The sequence below is a fragment of the Desulfosporosinus nitroreducens genome, assembly GCF_023897015.1.
Lineage (GTDB): Bacteria > Bacillota > Desulfitobacteriia > Desulfitobacteriales > Desulfitobacteriaceae > Desulfosporosinus > Desulfosporosinus nitroreducens.
In genome coordinates this window covers 24,267-42,715 of the sequence record NZ_JAMHFY010000005.1, presented here as the reverse complement: position 1 = coordinate 42,715, position 18,449 = coordinate 24,267, and the positions used below count along the sequence as shown (strand labels likewise).

Genomic DNA, 18,449 nt, shown 5'->3' with positions numbered 1-18,449 from the left:
GGAAATTCAATGCGAGCCTATGAAGATTGGGTTATTGAGGCTGAAACTAAAGGAATAAAACTAAGTGAAGTTATACTCCAAGACCAGATCCAAGAACTGGAACAAACGGAGCAAGGGCTATTCCAACGTATGAGCGCTAACTTAATGGTGATGAGGGAGTCCGTTGAAGCAGGGCTAATCGGGAAACGACGTTCATTATCTGGGTTGGTAGGCGGCGACGCGGCTAAAGTCGAAGATCGCAGGAAAAAGGGCACCAGTCTGGTCGGTGACCAAATAAGCGGTGCCATTGCTAAGGCACTTGCGGTGGCTGAGGTCAATGCTTGTATGGGTAAAATCGTAGCTGCACCGACTGCAGGTTCTTGTGGAGTGCTTCCAGCGGTTTTATTCACGGTTGAGGAGACCTGTAAAGTTTCAGAGCATGACCTCATACTTGCTCTCTTCACGGCTGCGGGATTGGGAATGATCCTTACTGAACGAGCCAGTGTTTCTGGAGCTGAGGGCGGATGTCAGGCCGAAATCGGATCTGCAGCGGCTATGGCTGCAGCGGCGGCAGTGGAATTGGCCGGAGGATCTCCGAGACAGGCGGCCGATGCTGCGGCGATTGCTATGAAATCAATGCTAGGTTTGGTCTGTGACCCTGTAGGTGGACTTGTTGAAATTCCCTGTGTCAAACGAAATGCTACGGGAGCTGCGATAGCACTAGCAGCGGCTGAAATGGCGCTTTCTGGGGTGAAGAGTGCGATTCCGATTGATGAGGTTATCGATACAATGGGCCAGATTGGAAAACAAATGCCCTGTGCATTAAAGGAAACAGCACAAGGGGGCCTTGCAGTTACCCCAACGGGCCGCCGGATTCAGGCTGATTTCCTATGAAGCTTTCAGAGGTTCAATTAGTTTTAAACAATTTCCAAAGGGCGCTTCTGGCAGAAGAAAGACAGGGCTTTACAAATGCAGGGGTATTGGGTGGATTTAATTCTTTTTTGCGGGGGATTCTCCCCAGACTTGAGAAGCTGTTTCCCCAAAAGGATATGGATTTGTTGAGAAAGTTGGCTCAGAACTATCCAACTCTGAATCCGCTCCGTCGTAGAGAGGCTTTTTCCGAACTTCGACGCTTCCTGCAAGAAATAACGATTGAAGCTCAGGATGCTTTGGGGCAAAGTCAATCACCGCTAGAAGAGCGAATACCTAAGAAACAAGAAATATTCGATAGAAAAGCAGACGTGAAAGGCAACCTTCAAATACCCCCTGAACAGACAAACACATTTGAATTTCAAATAAAACAGAGTGTTGAAGAAAAAAGAGAAAGTCCTAAACCTTCCCCTGAGGGCTCAAAAGGTTCAAAAAGCAAAAGCACGTCTTTGCGAACGAGGCCCTTACAATTCCTTAAAGGGGTTGGTCCTGAAAGAGCCAGGCAGCTTGAACTGCTTGGGATACATAATATAATAGACTTGCTAAAGTATTATCCTCGTCGGTATGAAGATCGCCGCAAGCGCATGATAGCAGAGCTAAAAGATGGTGAGTTGGCCACAGTAGAGGGAAAAGTAGCAGCCGGGCATGTGACGAGCGGAAAGATGAAAGTTGTTAAGTTAAGTATCGAGCAAGCGGGAAGCTTCATTCACGCAACTTGGTTTAACCAACCATTTATCCTCAAACAATATCCGGTAGGAACACAAGTAGTAATTACGGGAAAGGTCCGTTGGCAGCAACAAACACCTGAAATTTTAGTGACGGATATTGAAAAGGCCGGTGTAAATAGTCCTACGGATGTCTCTGACTTAGATGCCCAAACGATTTTGCCAGTTTATTCAGAAACGGCACGCTTATCCTCCAAAGTAATACGCAACTTGATTCAAGGTGTTTTAGAGCGGGTGGAGGAAGAATTTCCGGAAATCTTGCCTCAAGAAGTCTTAAGACAGTGGATGGAGCGGCCTTTAGCCCATCGGGAGATTCATTTCCCGAAGAATTATGCCAGTCTCTCCCAAGCAAGGGATCGATTGGTATGGGAAGAGGTTCTCTTTTTGCAATTAGCAGTGGCTCGACTTCGCCAAGGAATGGTAAGGCAGGGAAGCCCTCCTTTGTTAGACGGAGAAGAGTTGATCACGAGATTTTATAAAGCTTTGCCTTTTCAACTGACTACAGCTCAGCAACGTGTTATTCGAGAAATATTCCAAGATTTAGCTAAACCGCAAGGGATGGCTCGCTTGGTCCAAGGGGATGTTGGGTCTGGTAAGACGGCGGTTGCCATGGCGGCTCTGTTACGCGCGGTAGGTTCAGGGTATCAAGGGGCTATGATGGCCCCAACGGAAATACTAGCATTACAGCATTTTCAATCGCTTGAGAAAGTGTTCACTCCTTTGGGGATCAGCGTAGTTTGTTTGCTTGGCAGTCAGAATAAAGGGTCAAGAGAGAGTACACTTGCAATGATTGAAAATGGTCAGGCGCAAGTCGTGGTAGGAACTCATGCCCTTATCCAAGAAACGGTCGTGTTTAAGGCCCTGGGTCTTGCGGTAACAGATGAACAACATCGCTTTGGCGTACGACAACGTACAATGCTTCAGAGCAAAGGTGAGAGTCCTCACGTTTTAGTTCTTACTGCCACACCCATACCAAGAACCTTGGCCTTAACGCTTTATGGAGATTTGCAGCTCTCGGTGCTTGATGAGATGCCAGTGGGCAGAAAGTCGATCATTACCCGTAAATTATCAGAACGTTCCCGTCCAAAAATGGAGAAATTCCTAGACGAGCAAATCAATCTAGGAAGGCAAATTTATGTAGTCTGTCCATTGGTAGACGAATCAGAAACCCTCGATCTCATTTCCGCGACACAGAGAACAACAGATTTACAAGTGAGATTTCCGGACCATCGCATCGCCCTTTTGCATGGTAAAATGAAGGGCGCTGAAAAAGAAGAAATTATGAAGACCTTTAATTCAGGAGATATTGATATTTTGGTTGCCACAACTGTGGTGGAAGTTGGAGTGAATGTTCCAAATGCCTCAGTTATGGTAATAGAATCTGCAGAACGATTCGGCCTTGCCCAGTTACATCAACTGAGAGGACGTGTTGGACGGGGGAGTGAGCAATCTTATTGCTTTTTGTTGGCGGGAAACAAAGACAGTCGCCGTTTGGATATTTTATGCCAAACCGAAGATGGATTTAAAATAGCGGAAGAAGATATGCGCCTGCGTGGAACAGGGGAGTTATTAGGGACTAGACAGCATGGCATAGCCGAATTACGCCTTGCTGATCTTTCGCGAGACGGACATCTAGTGGAAAAGGCTTATGAGATGGCCCAAAAGGCCTTGCAAAATCCTGAAAGATTTGAACTGCTTTTCAAAGAAGTACTGAAAAGATTTCCACCGGAGGATATAGGGGTGCATTAGGAGGTCTTGGAGATGGGAGCAAAAAGATCAGATCAATTCATAAGATCTGTTGAATTAAATAGAGATACCGTTCCCTCATTTGCCAAATACCCTTTTAATTTAGCGGCTATCAAGAATTTAGAATCACTGTCATTTCATCCCCAAGTAACATTTATTGTTGGCGAAAATGGTTCAGGGAAGTCAACTGTATTGGAATCAATTGCAGTTGCCTATGGCTTTAATGCTGAAGGGGGAACTAAGAACTTCAATTTTTCATCGAGAGCTACTCATTCCGACTTGAATAGATATATTAAGCTAATCAAAGGATTAAAAAAACCAGAAGATGGCTTTTTCTTACGAGCTGAAAGCTTTTATAATTTAGCGACAAATATCGATAAATTGGATTCTGAACCCTCATTTGGACCACCTTTGATCGACTCCTATGGGGGGCAATCTCTTCATGAACAATCACATGGAGAGTCCTTCTTTGCAGTTTTCCAAAATAAATTCAGAGGGAAAGGGCTATATATTCTGGATGAACCAGAAGCCGCTTTATCCCCTTCAAGACAAATGTCGATGATTGTGAGAATACATGAATTGGTTCAACAAGGTTCCCAATTTATTATTGCTACGCATTCTCCAATCATTATGGCTTACCCTCAGGCACGAATATATGAGATTCAAGAGGGATTTAAAATTGTTGAGTATGAAGGCACTGAACATTATCAAATAATGCGTGCCTTTATTAACAATACCCAGAAAATGCTAGACATTCTCATGGAATAAAGTATTATATTTGGGAAGAATTTCCGAGTATGATCTTTATCAAATAGTCGAATAATAAGATCAGACTGAAAGAAGGAAACTTACTAGGCGAGACAGCGGCGAAGCAGGTCCGCTGTCTTTAAAAATGAAATCTAAGGAGGGGTTAAGCTTTGGCTAAGTCAACTAAACCTATGGTTCAACTGACACCCGAATTAGAGAAGTTCAAGTATGAGGTTGCTCAAGAGATTGGGATTGCAAATCGGAAACACAAAAGTTTTCCTAATTCCCCACAACAATAATCCATAAGGAAAAGGGTCAGGTTAAAAAACCTGGCCCTTTTCCAACCTTACTTAACATATCTCGTTCCCGTTCCGTCCCTCGTCGCAACCCATCCTAAGAATGAAATGAAATTGCAAAGAGAACCATCAGGCCAACCCCAAAGAAACACATCTTGAAGCCTTGGTAAACGAGCAATTCCATTTGCATTCACCCATCCCTTGCCCTCGTCGCAACCCATTCCATTCCCCCAATCTACTGTAAATACCTCTCATAGTCTTCCCGATCAATTCCCGGATGCAGGCTGATAGCCAAAGCACCTGCAATTATTTTTGCGACGGTTTTTATTAAAGAGTCAATTTCTTTAGGTGTAACCATCAAATTTCCTTGGAACGGAGAAAGCACATCATCAATGATTTGATTAAATACTTCGGGTTTTATGCCCTTATAAAGTTGATATAGTTTAGGGCTGGTGACAAATTCCTTAAACACACCTTCAACAACATCGTGGGCAATGACACCAGCGTTGACAACTGTCGGAAGCCCAATGGCAATAACTTTACACCCTATTGTTTCTTCAGTAATCCCAGCTCTTCGGTTTCCAACGCCTGAGCCCGGATGAATGCCAGTATCAGCAAGTTGAATGCTTGTTCCAATACGTTCTAAAGAGCTAGCTGCCAAAGCATCAATAGCAATTACCAAATCCGGCTTGACGTGTTCTACAAGACCACGTATGATCTCAGCGGTTTCAATTCCGGTAAGTCCCAATACCCCTGGTGCAATGGCACTGATTTTTCGCAGGTGCCCTTTTAATTCGTCAGGTGAGAGTTGGTAGAGGTGGCGAGTCACCATTGTTTTGTCAATGACTTGAGGTCCCAGAGCATCGGGGGTGGCATTCCAGTTACCTAATCCGACGATCAAAATGCTGGCGTCTTCCTTAAGGTTCATTAGTTCGATTAATCTGTCTGCCAGGACATGAGTAATATCCTCATGAACAACATAATTATTAGTACGAATTTCAGGAGCATCAATGGTGATGTAGTGTCCTTTCGGTTTTCCTATTGCCTCGACTCCTTCGTCGCTTTCAACTGTGATAATAGTGACTTTGGCATGTTCGAGTTCTTGTTCATTCATTAATACACCAGGGATTTCTTCCCCGCTTTCTCCTCGCAGGAGCTGATGTGCTTCAACCGCCAGATCTAGTTGTACATTGAGATGTTGATAAAGTTCCGATTTCTTCATGGTTTGTTTACTCCTTTAAACGCATTTGTAGATAAGCAGTGTCAATAATAATGGATTTTAAAAAAGTCACTGGGGCTAGAATTAGCACCCAGTGAACAGAGGAAAACGAAGGAAGAGTTGGATGGGGGAAGGGCATAATAATGATTTTCAAGAAGCATCATTTGCCAAGTTTAGTATGTGACAAAAAGTAAAACGATATGCAACGATATACGGGGAATTTAGGCTTTTCTTGTGGTATACTATAGATTACAGAGCATTAAAATAATGATTTCTTATATGCGATTTAGGCCATAAAGGGTTTGATTATCCGATGAGTCTTACCGAACTTAGTCACTGGAAAATAAAACTGATATAAGGGATTCATGTTTTTTGGAGAAAAAACGCCAGATATACGAAAATCAAATTATATTGCAAGTCTTTGTAGCAGTTAAAATTTATAACTGCTATAATGTAGCTTGGAGGGCTTTATGCGGATTATTGCAGGAGAAATGCGTGGACGACAACTTAAGGCGGTAGAAGGATTACATACGCGCCCGACCTCAGATAAAGTGAAGGGTGCTATTTTTAGCGTTTTAGGAGACAAGGTATTGAATTCTCGTGTGTTAGACCTTTTCGCCGGAACAGGAAACTTGGCGATTGAAGCCCTTTCCCGTGGCTCGAGTGAGGCAGTGCTGGTGGAAAAAAACTATGATGCGTATCAAGTTATACGGAAAAATCTCGAACAAGTAGGGGTTAGCCAGAAGTCCAAACTTCTTTTAATGGATGCTTTCAAGTTCATACATAGATATCCAGATGAAGTTTTTAATCTTATTTTTCTAGACCCTCCTTATCGACAGGAACTTATTCCAAAGGTTCTCCAATCCTTGAAGGAATACTCTTATTTATCGGCTGATGGAGTTATCATCGCTGAGACGGCTAAAGACGAAAAGTTAACGGATGACCTTTATCCGTTTGAAATTCGTAAAACAGCGGAATACGGTGACACAAAAATATGGTACCTACAGAGAATGGATGTATGACGAGGGAGAGGATATAAGTGGAAAGTGATATTCAGAGTTTAATTAATGAAGTGGAAGAAATTGTTGATCATGGAACTAAGATTCCGATGACGGGAAAGGTTTTAGTGGATGATGCAGTAATTTTTGAATTACTGGATCGTGTGCGTGCGGCCTTACCTGAAGAAATTACAAATGCTAAATGGGTTTTAAAAGAACGTCAACGTATTTTAGATGAAGCTCAGGCAGAAGCACAGAAACTTCTGGATCAAGGGAAAACATATGTTGATAAGATGGCCTTGGAAAATGAAGTGGTAAAGCAGGCTCAAGACTATGGTGAAGATATAGTTAGACAAGCACAAACTTTTGCGCGTGAAGTAAAAACTGGGGCGGTTCAATACGCTGATGAAATGCTAAAACATGTAGAGCAGAGCTTGTATGAAACTCTTCAATCCTTACGTAAAAATCGAGAAGAATTAAAGGGATTAGCCAAAGAAGAGCGAATGGGAAAGTCTGAAATTGAGGAGAGTGAGTAAATCTCACTCTTTTTTCCTTGTATTAGGTTCTTGATCTGCGAACTCCAACAAAAGCAAGGATGGCAAGAACAGACATGCACCCCATAAACACAAGAGAACTTATGTGCCAAGTATTCCAGAAAAACACGGAGGGGTCAGCAATTCGGACAGGCATGGTCCAGGCGGGTACCTCAGCAACTTGGAGGAAGAGTCGGCTCAGTCCGAGTGCAATAAGTGCATGAAGAACTCTTGCTATCAGGAATGAGGAGAAACGCAAATCTGTACCGCTAATTAATCCAGCGACTTGAGCGAAGACGGAAAGTCCACCCCAGCCCATGAGGAGAGCGAGGAGGGCTACTTGCTGATCGAGCATGGAAAGGGCTTGTATTGCTTCCTGACAGCCTAGCGTCATTTCAAAAAGACCATTAAAAAAGGCTTGAAGAACAGGAATTTCAATGATTCGAATAATACTATGGCTTAAACTTGCTAATATTAAGGTAATGTGCCAGAGGTTTAAAAGTCGAAGGATTACCGAAAAAATAGCCATAAATCCAGCTACCATAAGAACTGTGTTTGTACTCTGCCTAATGGCATCTCCTAGGACTTGCCCAAACGTGCGCTTATCTCGGGTCTGGGCATTTTTCATTTCCTGCCATGCCCGTTTAATTGAAGGGAATGAGGCAGTGTGTTGGGGTCCAGGAGTTACCCGATAAAATCGAAACAAAAACCCAACAATTAAGTTAGCTAGATAGACAGAGCCAGCTAATAGTATTCCCAGTGTTGGCTTCCCAAGCATGCCGGAGGCTACAGCACCAAACATAAATCCAGGGCTGGGGTTATTCGTGAAGGCTAAGAGACGTTCCCCTTCCTCGCGAGTTATTTCTCCGTCATTGCGAAGTCTGGCGGTGAGCACTGCTCCCATAGGAAATCCCGAAGTATAGCCCATGGCCACAACAAAGGCTGCTTTACCAGGAAGGCGAAAGACTGGACGCATAAACGATTCCAGAAGAACGCCCAGAAAATGAACAAATCCCGAAGCCATCAGGAGTTCAGAAAGTATAAAAAAAGGGAGCAAGGCAGGGAGGACGAATCGCCACCATAGGGTCAATCCTCCGCCGGCAGAACTAAGTACTTCTTGCGGATAGATAAACATACCGAGGGCGAGTAAACTTAAGGCAAGGACACGGATAACATTGGACATGAAAACACACCTTCCTTCATAATTTATATGGAAGAATGCCGGGCCCTAGAAGTCACAGGGAGGGAAAATCAAATGAATCCAATAAAAGGACTTGTTTTGGGTGCCGGAGGTGCGCGGGGGTTTGCTCATTTAGGGTTTCTGCAAGTTCTTGATGAAGAAATGATAAGCATGGACTTGGTGGTCGGGTGTAGTGCAGGAGCTATATTCGGTGCTTTGTGGTGCGCTGGAATGGATCTTTATCGCATCGAACGCCTGTTGACCTATCCAGGGTTTGCCAAGAAGATATTAGACCCGGCTGTCTCTAAAGAAGGACTGATAAAAGGGGATAGGATTCTTGAAGTAATTCGCCTCTTGACTAAAGATATGTCATTTGCGGATCTCAAAATTCCCTTGGCCATCGTAGCGACAGATCTTGAAACAGGGGAACTTGTCGTATTTCGCGAGGGGAGTGTAGCCCAGGCTGTTCGGGCAAGCATTTCAATTCCAGGATTTTTTAAGCCCTATCGTTATCAAGGTCGTCTTCTAGTTGACGGTGCAGTTAAAAATCGTTTACCAGTACATGTTGCTCGGGAAATGGGAGCCGATAAGGTTTTAGCAGTGGATGTGAAAAAGGGATTGGCAAATAAACTGAGCACCGCAATGGACATCTTGTTGCAATCCATCGAGATTTTGGAAGACGAAGTATTTCGTACGCAATGTCATGGTGCAGATTTATTGTTGCAACCAGATATCGGTCATATTGGGAGTTTTCAGTTTGACCGGGCTGAAGAAGGGATTCGGCTTGGACGGAACATAGCGTTGACGAAATGTTCTGAGATTAAGAGAATAATGGCGTAAGGGGTTAAAAAAGCTTAGATTTTGTGCTACACTCTTTTATGAAACAATGAAACAACTTTTGTGGAAAGAAATGGAGCCATTAAGTAAGTGGAAAATACGTTTTTCGGGGAAGACTATAGTTTACTAATACTTGTAAAACTTCTTGAGCTCGGAAAATTACAAAGGGGTATAAAAAATGAAGATTCTAGTAATTAATTGTGGAAGCTCTTCGCTAAAATATCAGGTAATTGACATGGCCACGAAGAATGCTATAGGGAAAGGTTTGGTCGAACGGATAGGTCTTCCTGGGTCAGTACTTACCCATCGAACAGGATCTGGAGAAAAAGAGGTAATTCAAGCTGAGATTGGAAATCATACCGTAGCTATTAAACTCGTGTTGGAGGCATTAGTCTCTCCACAATATGGTGCTTTAAAAGACTTAAAGGACATCTGCGGGGTAGGGCATCGCGTAGTTCACGGGGGTGAAAAATTTTCCAAATCCGTGCTTATTGATGATGATGTTATGAAAGCCCTTAAAGAATGTGTTGAGCTTGCACCCCTTCACAATCCTCCCAATATAGCCGGGATTATGGCTTGTCAAAAGATGATGCCTGGAGTTCCTCAAGTGGCAGTCTTTGACACTGCTTTTCATCAAACCATGTTGCCTAAAAGTTATATATACGGATTGCCTTATGAGTATTATAAAAAGTATGGGATTCGAAAATATGGCTTCCACGGGACATCTCATAAGTATGTCAGTCAACGTGCAGCCGTCCTTCTGCGGAAACCGCTCAGCGAGCTGAAGCTGATCAGCTGTCATTTAGGTAATGGCGCCTCCATATGTGCCATACGCGGCGGGAAATCGATTGAAACGTCTATGGGCTTTACTCCTTTGGACGGGCTTATGATGGGAACGCGCTCAGGTGCTTTGGATCCGGCGATTGTTACCTATATCATGTGCAGAGAGAATTTTACCGTAGATCAAATGAATGACTTTCTGAATACAAAATGCGGTGCATTAGGGGTCTCAGGAATAAGCAGTGATTTCAGAGATATTGAAGTGGCAGCGGGACAAGGTAATGTACGCGCACGGCTTGCCTTAGATATTTTTGAACACGATGTCCGTCAATTCATTGGTTCTTATGCCGCCGTATTAGGTGGGGTTGATGGGATTATATTTACGGCAGGAGTCGGAGAAAACTCTTCGGCCATGCGAGAAGCTATCTGTAAGAACCTGGATTATATAGGAGTAGACCTTGATTCGGAGAAAAATAAGGTCAGAAGTGAAGAAGTAGATGTTTCCAAACCCAACGCCCGTTGCCGTGTCTTGGTAATTCCGACTAACGAGGAACTGATGATTGCTCTGGAGACTCATGACTTAATACAATAAATCCAAAGCAATTACACTAGTGTAAAGAGTTTTCCTTGACAAAGAAAATTGTGCCAACTATAATAATGAATGTGTATTGGGGTGGTATTATGAAAGTGAATGTAGCCCAGGTTCGTCACAGCGGTGGAGAAAGTGTCCATTATGATTTAATGGAGGATTTTTCTACCTTCGATTTGGGAATAGAAGCCCTCTCATTTCAAGCGCCGGTACATGTGCAACTTCAGGTGAACAACACCAGTAGAGCTATGCTGGTAAAAGGAACTATTCACACAGAACTCAAAGCAACGTGTGGACGCTGTTTAGAGTCGTTCGTTTATCCCTTAGATCTTTATTACGAAGATGAGTGGGCGTTTCGAACTTTAGCTACTGAAGATCTCCTTGAGACAGCGCTCCTTTTGGACAAAGATGAGATCGATATAAAGGATCGTATTTTTGAGCAAATTGTGTTAGCTTTACCGATGAAGTTTGTTTGTTCAGCAGAGTGTCATGGGCTATGCCCAAACTGTGGTGTAAATAGAAATCTAACCCCGTGTAATTGCGGGGAAGGTACAGTTGACCCCCGGTTAGCAGCACTGGCCAAGTGGCAATCCAATGACTGATTAAGTTCAGAAAAAATAAAGGGGGTGTAATTATGGGTGTTCCGCAACATCGACAGTCAAAGTCAAGGGTTCGTAAACGTCGGGCTATGTGGAAACTAACTGCACCAAACCACATCGAATGCCCCCAATGCCATAAACCAAAAATGCCGCATTATATTTGCCCTAGCTGTGGGTTTTATAATTCCAAGGCAGTTATTGCTATTGAATCTTAAGGTTTGGCACGGAAAAGAACAAAGAGCTCTTCATATTGAGGGGCTCTTTGTTTTTTGTTTATTTAGTTATGTCGAAGGGCAGGAAGTAATTCGACAGGGTTATTTCTTGATAAGCGTGATAAGATAGTTTATAATTGTGACCAGGTACTAAATCGAGGTTCCAAGTACGATGAACGAAGTACGAACCTGTGGCTTCGAAACTCACTGTAGTAGGTTAATTATAATGGTTTGCGCATTGCACTCTATACTTAGAAATATGCAAGATGAGAAATGGTGATTTAGATGGCTCGATACAGTAAAGAAGAACGCCGCAAACTCTTAGGTGAAGCGCTCTTGAAAAACCCATTTTCTACGGACGAGGAGCTTTCTGAGCGGTTTAAGGTGAGTGTCTCAACTATTCGTTTAGATCGCGGAGAATTGGGGATACCAGAACTCCGAGAACGAACCCGTGCTGTGGCTCAAGAGGCGTATTCAACCTTAAAGTCATTAGATGATCAGGAGCTAATCGGAGAATTACTCGAACTTGTAATTGGAGAGAGAGCTTGTTCAAAGCTGATGATTGATGAGAGTATGGTTTTGACAAAAGCAAGAGTAGCTCGCGGTCATTATTTATTTGCTCAAGCAAATTCCCTCGCCATTGCTCTAGTCGATGCTAAAGTGGCTTTGACTGGAAGTGTCGAATTAAAATTTATAAGGCCTGTTCAGTTGGGCGAAGTTGTTATCGCAAAAGGAATGGTGCTTAAACGTAAACAGAATAAATACTGGGTTCAAATATTAGTCAGTGTTGGTTCGGAGGAAGTGCTTAAGGGTAATTGGATTCTTTTTGCGATAGAGGATTCCGCAGATTCGTGGGAAAAGGAGGTGGAATAAATGAGAATTGCTGTGGATGCAATGGGCGGGGACTATGCTCCGGAAGAGATCATTAAAGGGACGATGATGTCCGCAAAATCAAGCCCGGATGTTCAGCTTATACTAGTAGGGCAAAAGGAGCGGATTCAAACTTTTCTGTCAGGAGGCACTTTGCCTGGAAATGTATCTCTTTATGAAGCCTCAGAGGTTATAGAGATGGATGAGCATCCGGCTAATGCGGTGCGTAAGAAAAAAGATTCCTCTATTGTCGTTGCTACCCGCTTGGTTAAACAAGGTGAAGCTGATGCAGTAGTCAGTGCCGGAAGCACTGGAGCTCAAATGGCTGCTGCACTTTTAGGCTTGGGACGTATCAAGGGGATTGAACGTCCGGCCATTGTTACTATTCTGCCGACTCCAGAAGGTGGGAAACTTATTCTCGATGTAGGGGCAAACATGGATGCAACGCCTGAACAACTTTGCCAATACGGGCTGATGGGCAGTGTTTATGCGACGAAAATCTTAGGAATTCAGAATCCCCGCGTCGGTCTGCTTAATGTAGGAAGCGAAGAAGGAAAGGGAAATGAGCTGACCCAAAAGGCTTATCCGCTGTTAAAAGCCAGCCCATTAAATTTTATCGGCAACGTAGAGGGGCGGGATGTTCCCTATGGACGAGCGGATGTAGTTGTTTGTGAAGGGTTTGCAGGAAATATCCTATTAAAAACAGCAGAAGGGCTAGCTGGGGTATTGTTTGAGCAGATTAAGGAGAAGATTACTTCAAACATGGTTCGTAAACTAGGTGCACTGGCTGTGAAGCCGGGGTTAAAAGAGATTGCCCAGATGATGGACTATTCGGAGTATGGTGGAGCGCCACTGCTTGGGGTTAATGGAATCAGCATTATTTGCCACGGGAGTTCAAAAGCCAAGGCAATATTTAATGCTATTCGGGTAGCTCGAGAGTGTGTGCAAGTGAACTTGATTGAACAAATTCGAGAAGATCTCCCTAAGTAGGTTTGAGCTGACTAGTGAATGAGAAAAGAGGACTGCGATTGATGCGTAGTGTGGGAATTGTGGGGATAGGATCATATGTTCCTGAAAACATTGTAACTAATAAAGATTTTGAACAGTTTTTGGACACCAATGACGAATGGATTATTTCGCGTACAGGGATCAAGCAACGCCATATTGCCCCGAAGGACATGCCTGTTTCTGAATTGTGTTATCAAGCAGGGTTGAAGGCCTTAGAAGATGCCCAAATCGCCCCTGAGGAGGTCGATCTGATTATCGTAGCTACGATAACCCCGGATTATGCATTTCCAGCCACTGCTTGCCTTGTAGCAGACCGTTTAGGAGCCAGAAATGCGGCAGGCTTTGATCTGGAAGCGGGATGCAGTGGATTTATCTATGGAGTGGTGACAGGCAGCCAGTTTATTGCTACAGGGATGTATAAAACAGTGCTCGTCATTGGCGGGGAAACCTTAAGCAAGGTGCTCAACTGGAAAGATCGTTCGACTTGTATCCTTTTTGGAGATGGTGCAGGAGCCGCGGTTTTGCAACCTGTAAAAGAGGGTTTTGGCTTTTTAGGTTTCGAATTAGGCTCTGATGGTTCGGGTGGTGCTTTACTAAGTCAACCGGCTGGGGGCTCTATGTATCCTGCAAGTCTTGAAACTGTCGAGAAAAATCTGCACACTCTTCAGATGGAGGGCAAGGAAGTCTATAAATTCGCCGTCCGAGTTATGGGCGAAGTTTCAGTTAAAGTTCTGAAGAATGCTAATTTAAAAATCGAGGATGTGGATCTTCTTATACCGCACCAAGCCAATATTAGAATTGTAGATGCGGCTGTTAGACGACTTGGTATTTCTCCGGATAAAGTGGTTGTAAATTTAGATAAGTATGGCAATATGTCAGCCGCGTCTATTCCAGTCGCTTTAGATGAAACGTTCAAATCGGGACGTATTGCAGAGGGGGATATTATCGTGATGGCAGGTTTCGGCACGGGACTAACTTGGGGCGCGTGTGTTTTGAAATGGACGAAAGTAGGCTTAGAAGTATGATAAAAACACGAATATGTGAACTAATCGGAATCGATTACCCTATCTTCCAAGGGGGAATGGCTTGGGTTTCGACGGGAGAATTGGTTGCAGCGGTCTCGGAGAGTGGTGGTTTAGGCATTATTGGTTCGGGACAGGCGCCTGCAGACTGGTTGCGTGAAGAAATCCGCAAAGTGAAAGCGATTACGAATAAACCATATGGAGTTAACGTCATGCTTATGTCCCCATTTGTGGATGAAGTAATGCAGGTTATTTTGGAAGAGCGTGTGCCTGTGATCACTACAGGAGCTGGGAACCCTGGGAAATATGTGCCAAAACTTAAAGAAGTCGGGACAAAGGTGATTCCGGTGGTGGCTTCGGTCGCTTTGGCAAGGCGTCTGGAAAAGGCTGGGGTTGACGCACTCATTGCAGAAGGAATGGAGTCGGGCGGACATATCGGTGAGATTGGAACCCTGCCGCTGGTTCCTCAAGTAGTCGATGCTGTAAAAATTCCAGTTATAGCTGCCGGAGGGATCGTGGATGGCCGAGGTTTGGTGGCAGCTTTAGCCCTTGGAGCAGAAGGGGTACAAATGGGAACGCGCTTTATGTGCGCAGAAGAGTGTACGATTTCTCAACTTATTAAAGACAGAATTCTTAAAGCCAAAGATCGCTCTACTGTTATTACCGGACGTTCAACGGGTCATCCTGTTCGTTGTTTAGATAATCGCTTTACACGTGAAATGGATCAACATGAACGGGAAGGAATGTTGGCTGCCGAGCTTGAGAAACTGGGTATTGGGAAATTGCGCTTAGCTATGGTGGATGGAGACATAGAAAATGGTTCAATTATGGCTGGTCAAGTTGCTGGAGCAGTAAGATGCATCGAACCTGCAGCGCAGATTATTCAGGACATTATGCAATCTGCGGAACAGGAATATGAGCGTCTCGTGTCACGGTTCGGAGATAGGAGGGCCTAATTTGAGTAAACTTGCCTTTGTTTTTCCGGGACAAGGATCTCAATACGTTGGAATGGGTAGAGAGCTCTTTCAGACTCCAAGTGGAGAGAAGGCTCTGGAGACAGCACGTAAAATTTTAGGAAGTAAATTCATCTCGATGATAGAAGCGGGTCCGGAAGAGGAACTTCAAAAGACGGTAAATACCCAACCGGCAATATTGCTCGTAAGCGTGGTGGCTTGGCAGCAACTTCGCGATGCAGGAATTGAAGCGGACTATGTTGCTGGGCACAGCCTGGGTGAGTACTCAGCGCATGTCGCTGCAGGCAGTCTGGATTTTGCAGAGGCTTTACGCGTGGTAAGATCACGGGGTGAGCTTATGCAAGGAGCGGTTCCGGACGGTGAGGGAGGGATGGCTGCCATCCTGGGACTGTCAACTGATAAAGTTGAGGAAGCCTGTCGCTTGGCATCAGAGCAGGGGATAGTAGCCCCGGCCAACTATAACTGTCCAGGACAAGTGGTTGTTTCTGGAGAAAAAGTTGCAGTAGCTTATGCTATAGAGGCGGCGAAAAATTTAGGGGCCAAACGTGCTATACCTCTAAACGTGAGTGGGCCGTTTCACTCTCGTTTGATGGAGAAAATGGGAGAAGAACTGCGCCTGGTTTTAGAGGGAACAGCTTGGCAAACCCCGCGTTGTCCTGTCATTGCAAATGTTGATGGGCAAGAGGTTATCTCCCCGGAACGAACTGTTAAAACACTGGTCGAGCAGGTCAGTGGTGCTGTTTTATGGGAACAATCCGTCCGCAATCTTCTTGAACTGGGTGTCGATACCTTCATAGAGTGCGGGCCAGGGAAAGTCTTAACCGGTTTAGTTAAGAAGATTGCCCCTGAAACCCATCTTCTCCGCGTAGAAGATAAGGCGTCCCTGGAAATGTCACTTGCATATTTGAAGGAGAGTCGTTAAAATGATGCTGAAAGACAGCGTAGCCATTGTTACTGGGAGCGGACGAGGAATTGGGCGGGCCATAGCCTTGGAACTGGCAACTGCGGGTGTAAAAGTAGTTGTCAATTATGCCGGTCGTTCTGATAAAGCCGAGGAAACTGTCGAGTTGATCCGTGCTGCCGGCGGAGAAGCTGTGGCTGTACAGGCGGATGTGAGCCAACAGGCTGATGTAGATCGCTTGATACGAACAACCTTAGAGCAATTCGGCAAGATTGATATTCTTGTTAACAATGCTGGGATTACACGTGATACACTCCTCCTTCGCATGAAAGAAGCAGATTGGGATGCAGTCATGGCAACCAATCTAAAAGGAGTTTTTCTCTGTACCAAGGCGGTAAGCAAAGGAATGCTTAAGCAACGGTCAGGGGTTATTGTTAATATTTCTTCGGTGGTAGGTCTTTCAGGAAATGCAGGGCAAGCCAATTATGCGGCGGCTAAAGCCGGGATTATCGGTTTTACGAAGTCTGTTGCTAAGGAATTTGCCTCTCGTGGAATTCGAGTTAATGCGGTTGCACCGGGGTATATTTTAACGGATATGACGGGGACATTACCAGAGGGGATGCAAACTGACATTTTACGAGGAATTCCGCTCGGCCGTATAGGGCGTCCTGAAGATGTCGCCTGCGTAGTGCGGTTCCTTGTGTCCCCAGAGGCCTCCTATATGACAGGACAGACCTTGAGTGTTGATGGGGGTATGGAAATGTAAAGGTTCTTATGATTAATTTTTGAGAGGAGGTGAAGAAGCAGCATGGGAGTTTTCGATAAAGTGAAAGCCATCGTCGTCGAGCAACTTGGGGTAGATGAAGCCACTATTACCCCGGAGACCTCCTTTGAAGAGCTAAATGCAGATTCTTTGGACATTGTAGAATTGATTATGGCTCTAGAAGAGGCATTCGACTTGGATATTCCGGATGAGGAAGCCGAAAAAATCCGAACGGTCGGAGATGCAGTGAACTACATCACGGAAAACAAATAAACACAAAAAGGTCCCGTATTCAATGCGGGACTTTCTTTTAAGAGTTTTTATTTCTCCTTTATCCAAGAAATTAAGCCAAAAAAGCTGACTTTAGATAAGACTTCTAACCATTAGGTTAAGTTTTAAGTGATCTGATCTAAGTAGCTTGAGGGTTGATTTTATTATTGATATTCGTAGGGTGATATCTGAAATTCGAACCACAAACCACGAATATCGAACCACGATAAAGATAAAGGGTGTTCAAATAGATGCGTACAAACTTTGTTACTCGTAAGAATTGAAAAGGGGCAGAACTCTGAACAGGGGGAAAGATTGTGAAAATACCCGACCTTCGTATTGGCAATTTAGTGGCTAGGATTCCTGTTATTCAAGGAGGAATGGCCGTAAGAATATCTATGGCTCCTCTCGCTGCAGCGGTAGCGGAAGAGGGCGGAATCGGAATTATCGCAGGCAGTGGTCTGTCTGTAGAGGAGCTTAAAGCGGAAATTCGCGAAGCAAGGAAACGTACCAAAGGGATTATCGGAGTGAACATTATGTTTGCTGTCCGAGAATTTGCCCAATTAGTCCATGCTGCCTTTGAAGAAAAAATTGATCTTTTGGTATCGGGGGCAGGTTTTTCACGGGACATGTTTACTTGGGGCAAGGAAAAAGATATTCCGGTTGTGCCAATTGTGTCCTCCGCAAAACTTGCAAAATTATCCCAAAAGCTGGGTGCGGCTGCCGTAGTTGTAGAAGGGGCAGAGGCTGGAGGGCATTTAGGGACGGATCGTTCCATCTACGATATTCTTCCGGAGGTCGTGGCTGCGGTTAGCATTCCTGTTATTGGCGCGGGTGGAGTTATCGACGGACAAGGTGTAGCTAAGATGTTGAAGCTGGGCGTAGATGGAGTACAAATGGGAACTCGGTTTGCACTCAGTGAAGAGAGCAGTGCAGCTCTCGCTTGGAAAGCGGAAATGTTAAAGGCTAAAGAAGAGGATGTCATTTTTATTCATAGTCCTGTTGGAATGTTGGCGCGAGGGATAAAGAGCCCCTTCACCCAATTGCTCGATGAAAAAGTAGACGTCACGCCAACGGAATGCATGGGTTGCCTAAAACAGTGTGAGGGAAACTTCTGTATTATGAGTCGCTTAGTTAAGGCGCAAACGGGGAATGTTCGGGAAGGCCTTATCTTTTCAGGGGCTAAAGTTCATAAGATTAATGAGGTCTTGTCTGTGCATGAGATTTTTGAAGATATAAAAAAAGAAATACTCAGCGTTAAGGAGGAATAG

Annotated in this window: 21 protein-coding genes; 18 read left to right on the top strand and 3 right to left on the bottom strand. The window is 44.4% G+C overall.

Annotated features, from left to right (window positions below):
• Positions 1 to 9: 9 nt before the first annotated feature.
• The 4 genes from sdaAA (at position 10) to M8E35_RS07230 (ending at position 4,426) form a co-directional block, all read left to right on the top strand.
• Complete coding sequence (sdaAA, locus tag M8E35_RS07245; RefSeq protein WP_252468176.1) at positions 10 to 873, top strand: L-serine ammonia-lyase, iron-sulfur-dependent, subunit alpha; 864 nt, start codon at positions 10 to 12, stop codon at positions 871 to 873.
• Entirely contained in the window at positions 870 to 3,383 is a 2,514-nt protein-coding gene (gene recG / locus M8E35_RS07240) for an ATP-dependent DNA helicase RecG (protein WP_252468174.1), read from the top strand. Before sdaAA ends, recG begins: the two co-directional genes overlap by 4 nt.
• Positions 3,384 to 3,395: 12 nt before the next feature.
• On the top strand, positions 3,396 to 4,148 hold the full coding sequence (locus tag M8E35_RS07235; protein ID WP_252468173.1) for an AAA family ATPase: 753 nt from the start codon (positions 3,396 to 3,398) through the stop codon (positions 4,146 to 4,148).
• A 149-nt stretch (positions 4,149 to 4,297) separates the two neighbouring features.
• Positions 4,298 to 4,426 carry a small, acid-soluble spore protein, alpha/beta type gene (locus tag M8E35_RS07230; protein WP_229245282.1) on the top strand — a complete coding sequence of 43 codons (129 nt, stop codon included), beginning with the start codon at positions 4,298 to 4,300 and terminating at the stop codon, positions 4,424 to 4,426.
• Between the two features lie 47 nt (positions 4,427 to 4,473).
• On the opposite strand, the gene M8E35_RS07225 is transcribed toward M8E35_RS07230, so the two are convergent.
• On the bottom strand, positions 4,474 to 4,644 hold the full coding sequence (locus M8E35_RS07225; protein ID WP_252468172.1) for a hypothetical protein: 171 nt from the start codon (positions 4,642 to 4,644) through the stop codon (positions 4,474 to 4,476).
• Positions 4,645 to 4,658: 14 nt separating this feature from the next.
• On the bottom strand, positions 4,659 to 5,645 hold the full coding sequence (gene gpr, locus M8E35_RS07220; protein ID WP_252468171.1) for a GPR endopeptidase: 987 nt from the start codon (positions 5,643 to 5,645) through the stop codon (positions 4,659 to 4,661).
• A gap of 467 nt (positions 5,646 to 6,112) precedes the next feature.
• On the opposite strand from gpr, the gene rsmD reads away from it, so the two are divergent.
• Together rsmD and M8E35_RS07210 are read left to right on the top strand one after the other, a co-directional pair.
• A complete protein-coding gene (rsmD, locus tag M8E35_RS07215; protein ID WP_252468170.1) occupies positions 6,113 to 6,664 on the top strand; it encodes a 16S rRNA (guanine(966)-N(2))-methyltransferase RsmD in 552 nt (183 codons plus the stop codon).
• Positions 6,665 to 6,681: 17 nt separating this feature from the next.
• Positions 6,682 to 7,176, top strand: coding sequence for an ATPase (locus M8E35_RS07210; RefSeq protein WP_252468169.1), 495 nt, complete (start codon positions 6,682 to 6,684; stop codon positions 7,174 to 7,176).
• Between the two features lie 22 nt (positions 7,177 to 7,198).
• Here the strand turns inward: M8E35_RS07210 and spoVV are convergent, their stop codons facing one another.
• Entirely contained in the window at positions 7,199 to 8,356 is a 1,158-nt protein-coding gene (gene spoVV, locus M8E35_RS07205; RefSeq protein ID WP_252468168.1) for a dipicolinic acid transporter SpoVV, read from the bottom strand.
• 72 nt (positions 8,357 to 8,428) lie between these two features.
• Here spoVV and M8E35_RS07200 point away from each other — a divergent pair, with 72 nt between their 5' ends.
• From M8E35_RS07200 to M8E35_RS07145, 12 genes are all read left to right on the top strand, one after another.
• On the top strand, positions 8,429 to 9,193 hold the full coding sequence (locus tag M8E35_RS07200) for a patatin-like phospholipase family protein (RefSeq protein WP_252468167.1): 765 nt from the start codon (positions 8,429 to 8,431) through the stop codon (positions 9,191 to 9,193).
• A gap of 175 nt (positions 9,194 to 9,368) precedes the next feature.
• Positions 9,369 to 10,562, top strand: a complete 1,194-nt coding sequence (locus tag M8E35_RS07195) for an acetate/propionate family kinase (RefSeq protein ID WP_252468166.1) — start codon at positions 9,369 to 9,371, stop codon at positions 10,560 to 10,562.
• 89 nt (positions 10,563 to 10,651) lie between these two features.
• Positions 10,652 to 11,161, top strand: coding sequence for a YceD family protein (locus M8E35_RS07190; protein WP_252468165.1), 510 nt, complete (start codon positions 10,652 to 10,654; stop codon positions 11,159 to 11,161).
• 32 nt (positions 11,162 to 11,193) lie between these two features.
• Entirely contained in the window at positions 11,194 to 11,373 is a 180-nt protein-coding gene (rpmF, locus tag M8E35_RS07185) for a 50S ribosomal protein L32 (protein WP_007786364.1), read from the top strand.
• A 282-nt stretch (positions 11,374 to 11,655) separates the two neighbouring features.
• Positions 11,656 to 12,243, top strand: coding sequence for a transcription factor FapR (gene fapR / locus M8E35_RS07180; RefSeq protein WP_252468164.1), 588 nt, complete (start codon positions 11,656 to 11,658; stop codon positions 12,241 to 12,243).
• Positions 12,244 to 13,230: a phosphate acyltransferase PlsX gene (gene plsX / locus M8E35_RS07175; protein ID WP_252468163.1), complete on the top strand. Its 987-nt coding sequence runs from the start codon at positions 12,244 to 12,246 to the stop codon at positions 13,228 to 13,230.
• Between the two features lie 41 nt (positions 13,231 to 13,271).
• The gene (locus M8E35_RS07170) at positions 13,272 to 14,273 is read left to right on the top strand and encodes a beta-ketoacyl-ACP synthase III (protein WP_252468162.1); all 1,002 of its coding nucleotides are present in this window, start codon (positions 13,272 to 13,274) and stop codon (positions 14,271 to 14,273) included.
• Positions 14,270 to 15,226, top strand: coding sequence for an enoyl-[acyl-carrier-protein] reductase FabK (gene fabK / locus M8E35_RS07165; protein WP_252468161.1), 957 nt, complete (start codon positions 14,270 to 14,272; stop codon positions 15,224 to 15,226). The genes M8E35_RS07170 and fabK overlap by 4 nt, the downstream gene beginning before the upstream one ends.
• Before the next feature lies 1 nt (position 15,227).
• The gene (gene fabD / locus M8E35_RS07160) at positions 15,228 to 16,166 is read left to right on the top strand and encodes an ACP S-malonyltransferase (RefSeq protein WP_252468160.1); all 939 of its coding nucleotides are present in this window, start codon (positions 15,228 to 15,230) and stop codon (positions 16,164 to 16,166) included.
• A 1-nt stretch (position 16,167) separates the two neighbouring features.
• Positions 16,168 to 16,911 (top strand): 3-oxoacyl-[acyl-carrier-protein] reductase, encoded by a 744-nt coding sequence (gene fabG / locus M8E35_RS07155; RefSeq protein ID WP_252468159.1) that lies wholly within the window; start codon positions 16,168 to 16,170, stop codon positions 16,909 to 16,911.
• A 42-nt stretch (positions 16,912 to 16,953) separates the two neighbouring features.
• Positions 16,954 to 17,181 carry an acyl carrier protein gene (gene acpP, locus M8E35_RS07150; RefSeq protein WP_252468158.1) on the top strand — a complete coding sequence of 76 codons (228 nt, stop codon included), beginning with the start codon at positions 16,954 to 16,956 and terminating at the stop codon, positions 17,179 to 17,181.
• Between the two features lie 314 nt (positions 17,182 to 17,495).
• A complete protein-coding gene (locus tag M8E35_RS07145) occupies positions 17,496 to 18,449 on the top strand; it encodes an NAD(P)H-dependent flavin oxidoreductase (RefSeq protein WP_252468157.1) in 954 nt (317 codons plus the stop codon).

Excerpts from the sequence above, each read along its gene's own strand:
- M8E35_RS07190 (WP_252468165.1), top strand. The coding sequence starts at position 10,652 with ATGAAAGTGAATGTAGCCCAGGTTCGTCACAGCGGTGGAGAAAGTGTC.
- rsmD (WP_252468170.1), top strand. The coding sequence starts at position 6,113 with ATGCGGATTATTGCAGGAGAAATGCGTGGACGACAACTTAAGGCGGTA.
- M8E35_RS07195 (WP_252468166.1), top strand. The coding sequence starts at position 9,369 with ATGAAGATTCTAGTAATTAATTGTGGAAGCTCTTCGCTAAAATATCAG.
- recG (WP_252468174.1), top strand. The coding sequence starts at position 870 with ATGAAGCTTTCAGAGGTTCAATTAGTTTTAAACAATTTCCAAAGGGCG.
- spoVV (WP_252468168.1), bottom strand. The coding sequence starts at position 8,356 with ATGTCCAATGTTATCCGTGTCCTTGCCTTAAGTTTACTCGCCCTCGGT.
- M8E35_RS07170 (WP_252468162.1), top strand. The coding sequence starts at position 13,272 with ATGCGTAGTGTGGGAATTGTGGGGATAGGATCATATGTTCCTGAAAAC.
- M8E35_RS07235 (WP_252468173.1), top strand. The coding sequence starts at position 3,396 with ATGGGAGCAAAAAGATCAGATCAATTCATAAGATCTGTTGAATTAAAT.
- sdaAA (WP_252468176.1), top strand. The coding sequence starts at position 10 with ATGCGAGCCTATGAAGATTGGGTTATTGAGGCTGAAACTAAAGGAATA.
- fapR (WP_252468164.1), top strand. The coding sequence starts at position 11,656 with ATGGCTCGATACAGTAAAGAAGAACGCCGCAAACTCTTAGGTGAAGCG.
- gpr (WP_252468171.1), bottom strand. The coding sequence starts at position 5,645 with ATGAAGAAATCGGAACTTTATCAACATCTCAATGTACAACTAGATCTG.
- plsX (WP_252468163.1), top strand. The coding sequence starts at position 12,244 with ATGAGAATTGCTGTGGATGCAATGGGCGGGGACTATGCTCCGGAAGAG.
- rpmF (WP_007786364.1), top strand. The coding sequence starts at position 11,194 with ATGGGTGTTCCGCAACATCGACAGTCAAAGTCAAGGGTTCGTAAACGT.
- M8E35_RS07200 (WP_252468167.1), top strand. The coding sequence starts at position 8,429 with ATGAATCCAATAAAAGGACTTGTTTTGGGTGCCGGAGGTGCGCGGGGG.
- acpP (WP_252468158.1), top strand. The coding sequence starts at position 16,954 with ATGGGAGTTTTCGATAAAGTGAAAGCCATCGTCGTCGAGCAACTTGGG.
- fabK (WP_252468161.1), top strand. The coding sequence starts at position 14,270 with ATGATAAAAACACGAATATGTGAACTAATCGGAATCGATTACCCTATC.
- M8E35_RS07225 (WP_252468172.1), bottom strand. The coding sequence starts at position 4,644 with ATGGGTTGCGACGAGGGCAAGGGATGGGTGAATGCAAATGGAATTGCT.
- fabG (WP_252468159.1), top strand. The coding sequence starts at position 16,168 with ATGATGCTGAAAGACAGCGTAGCCATTGTTACTGGGAGCGGACGAGGA.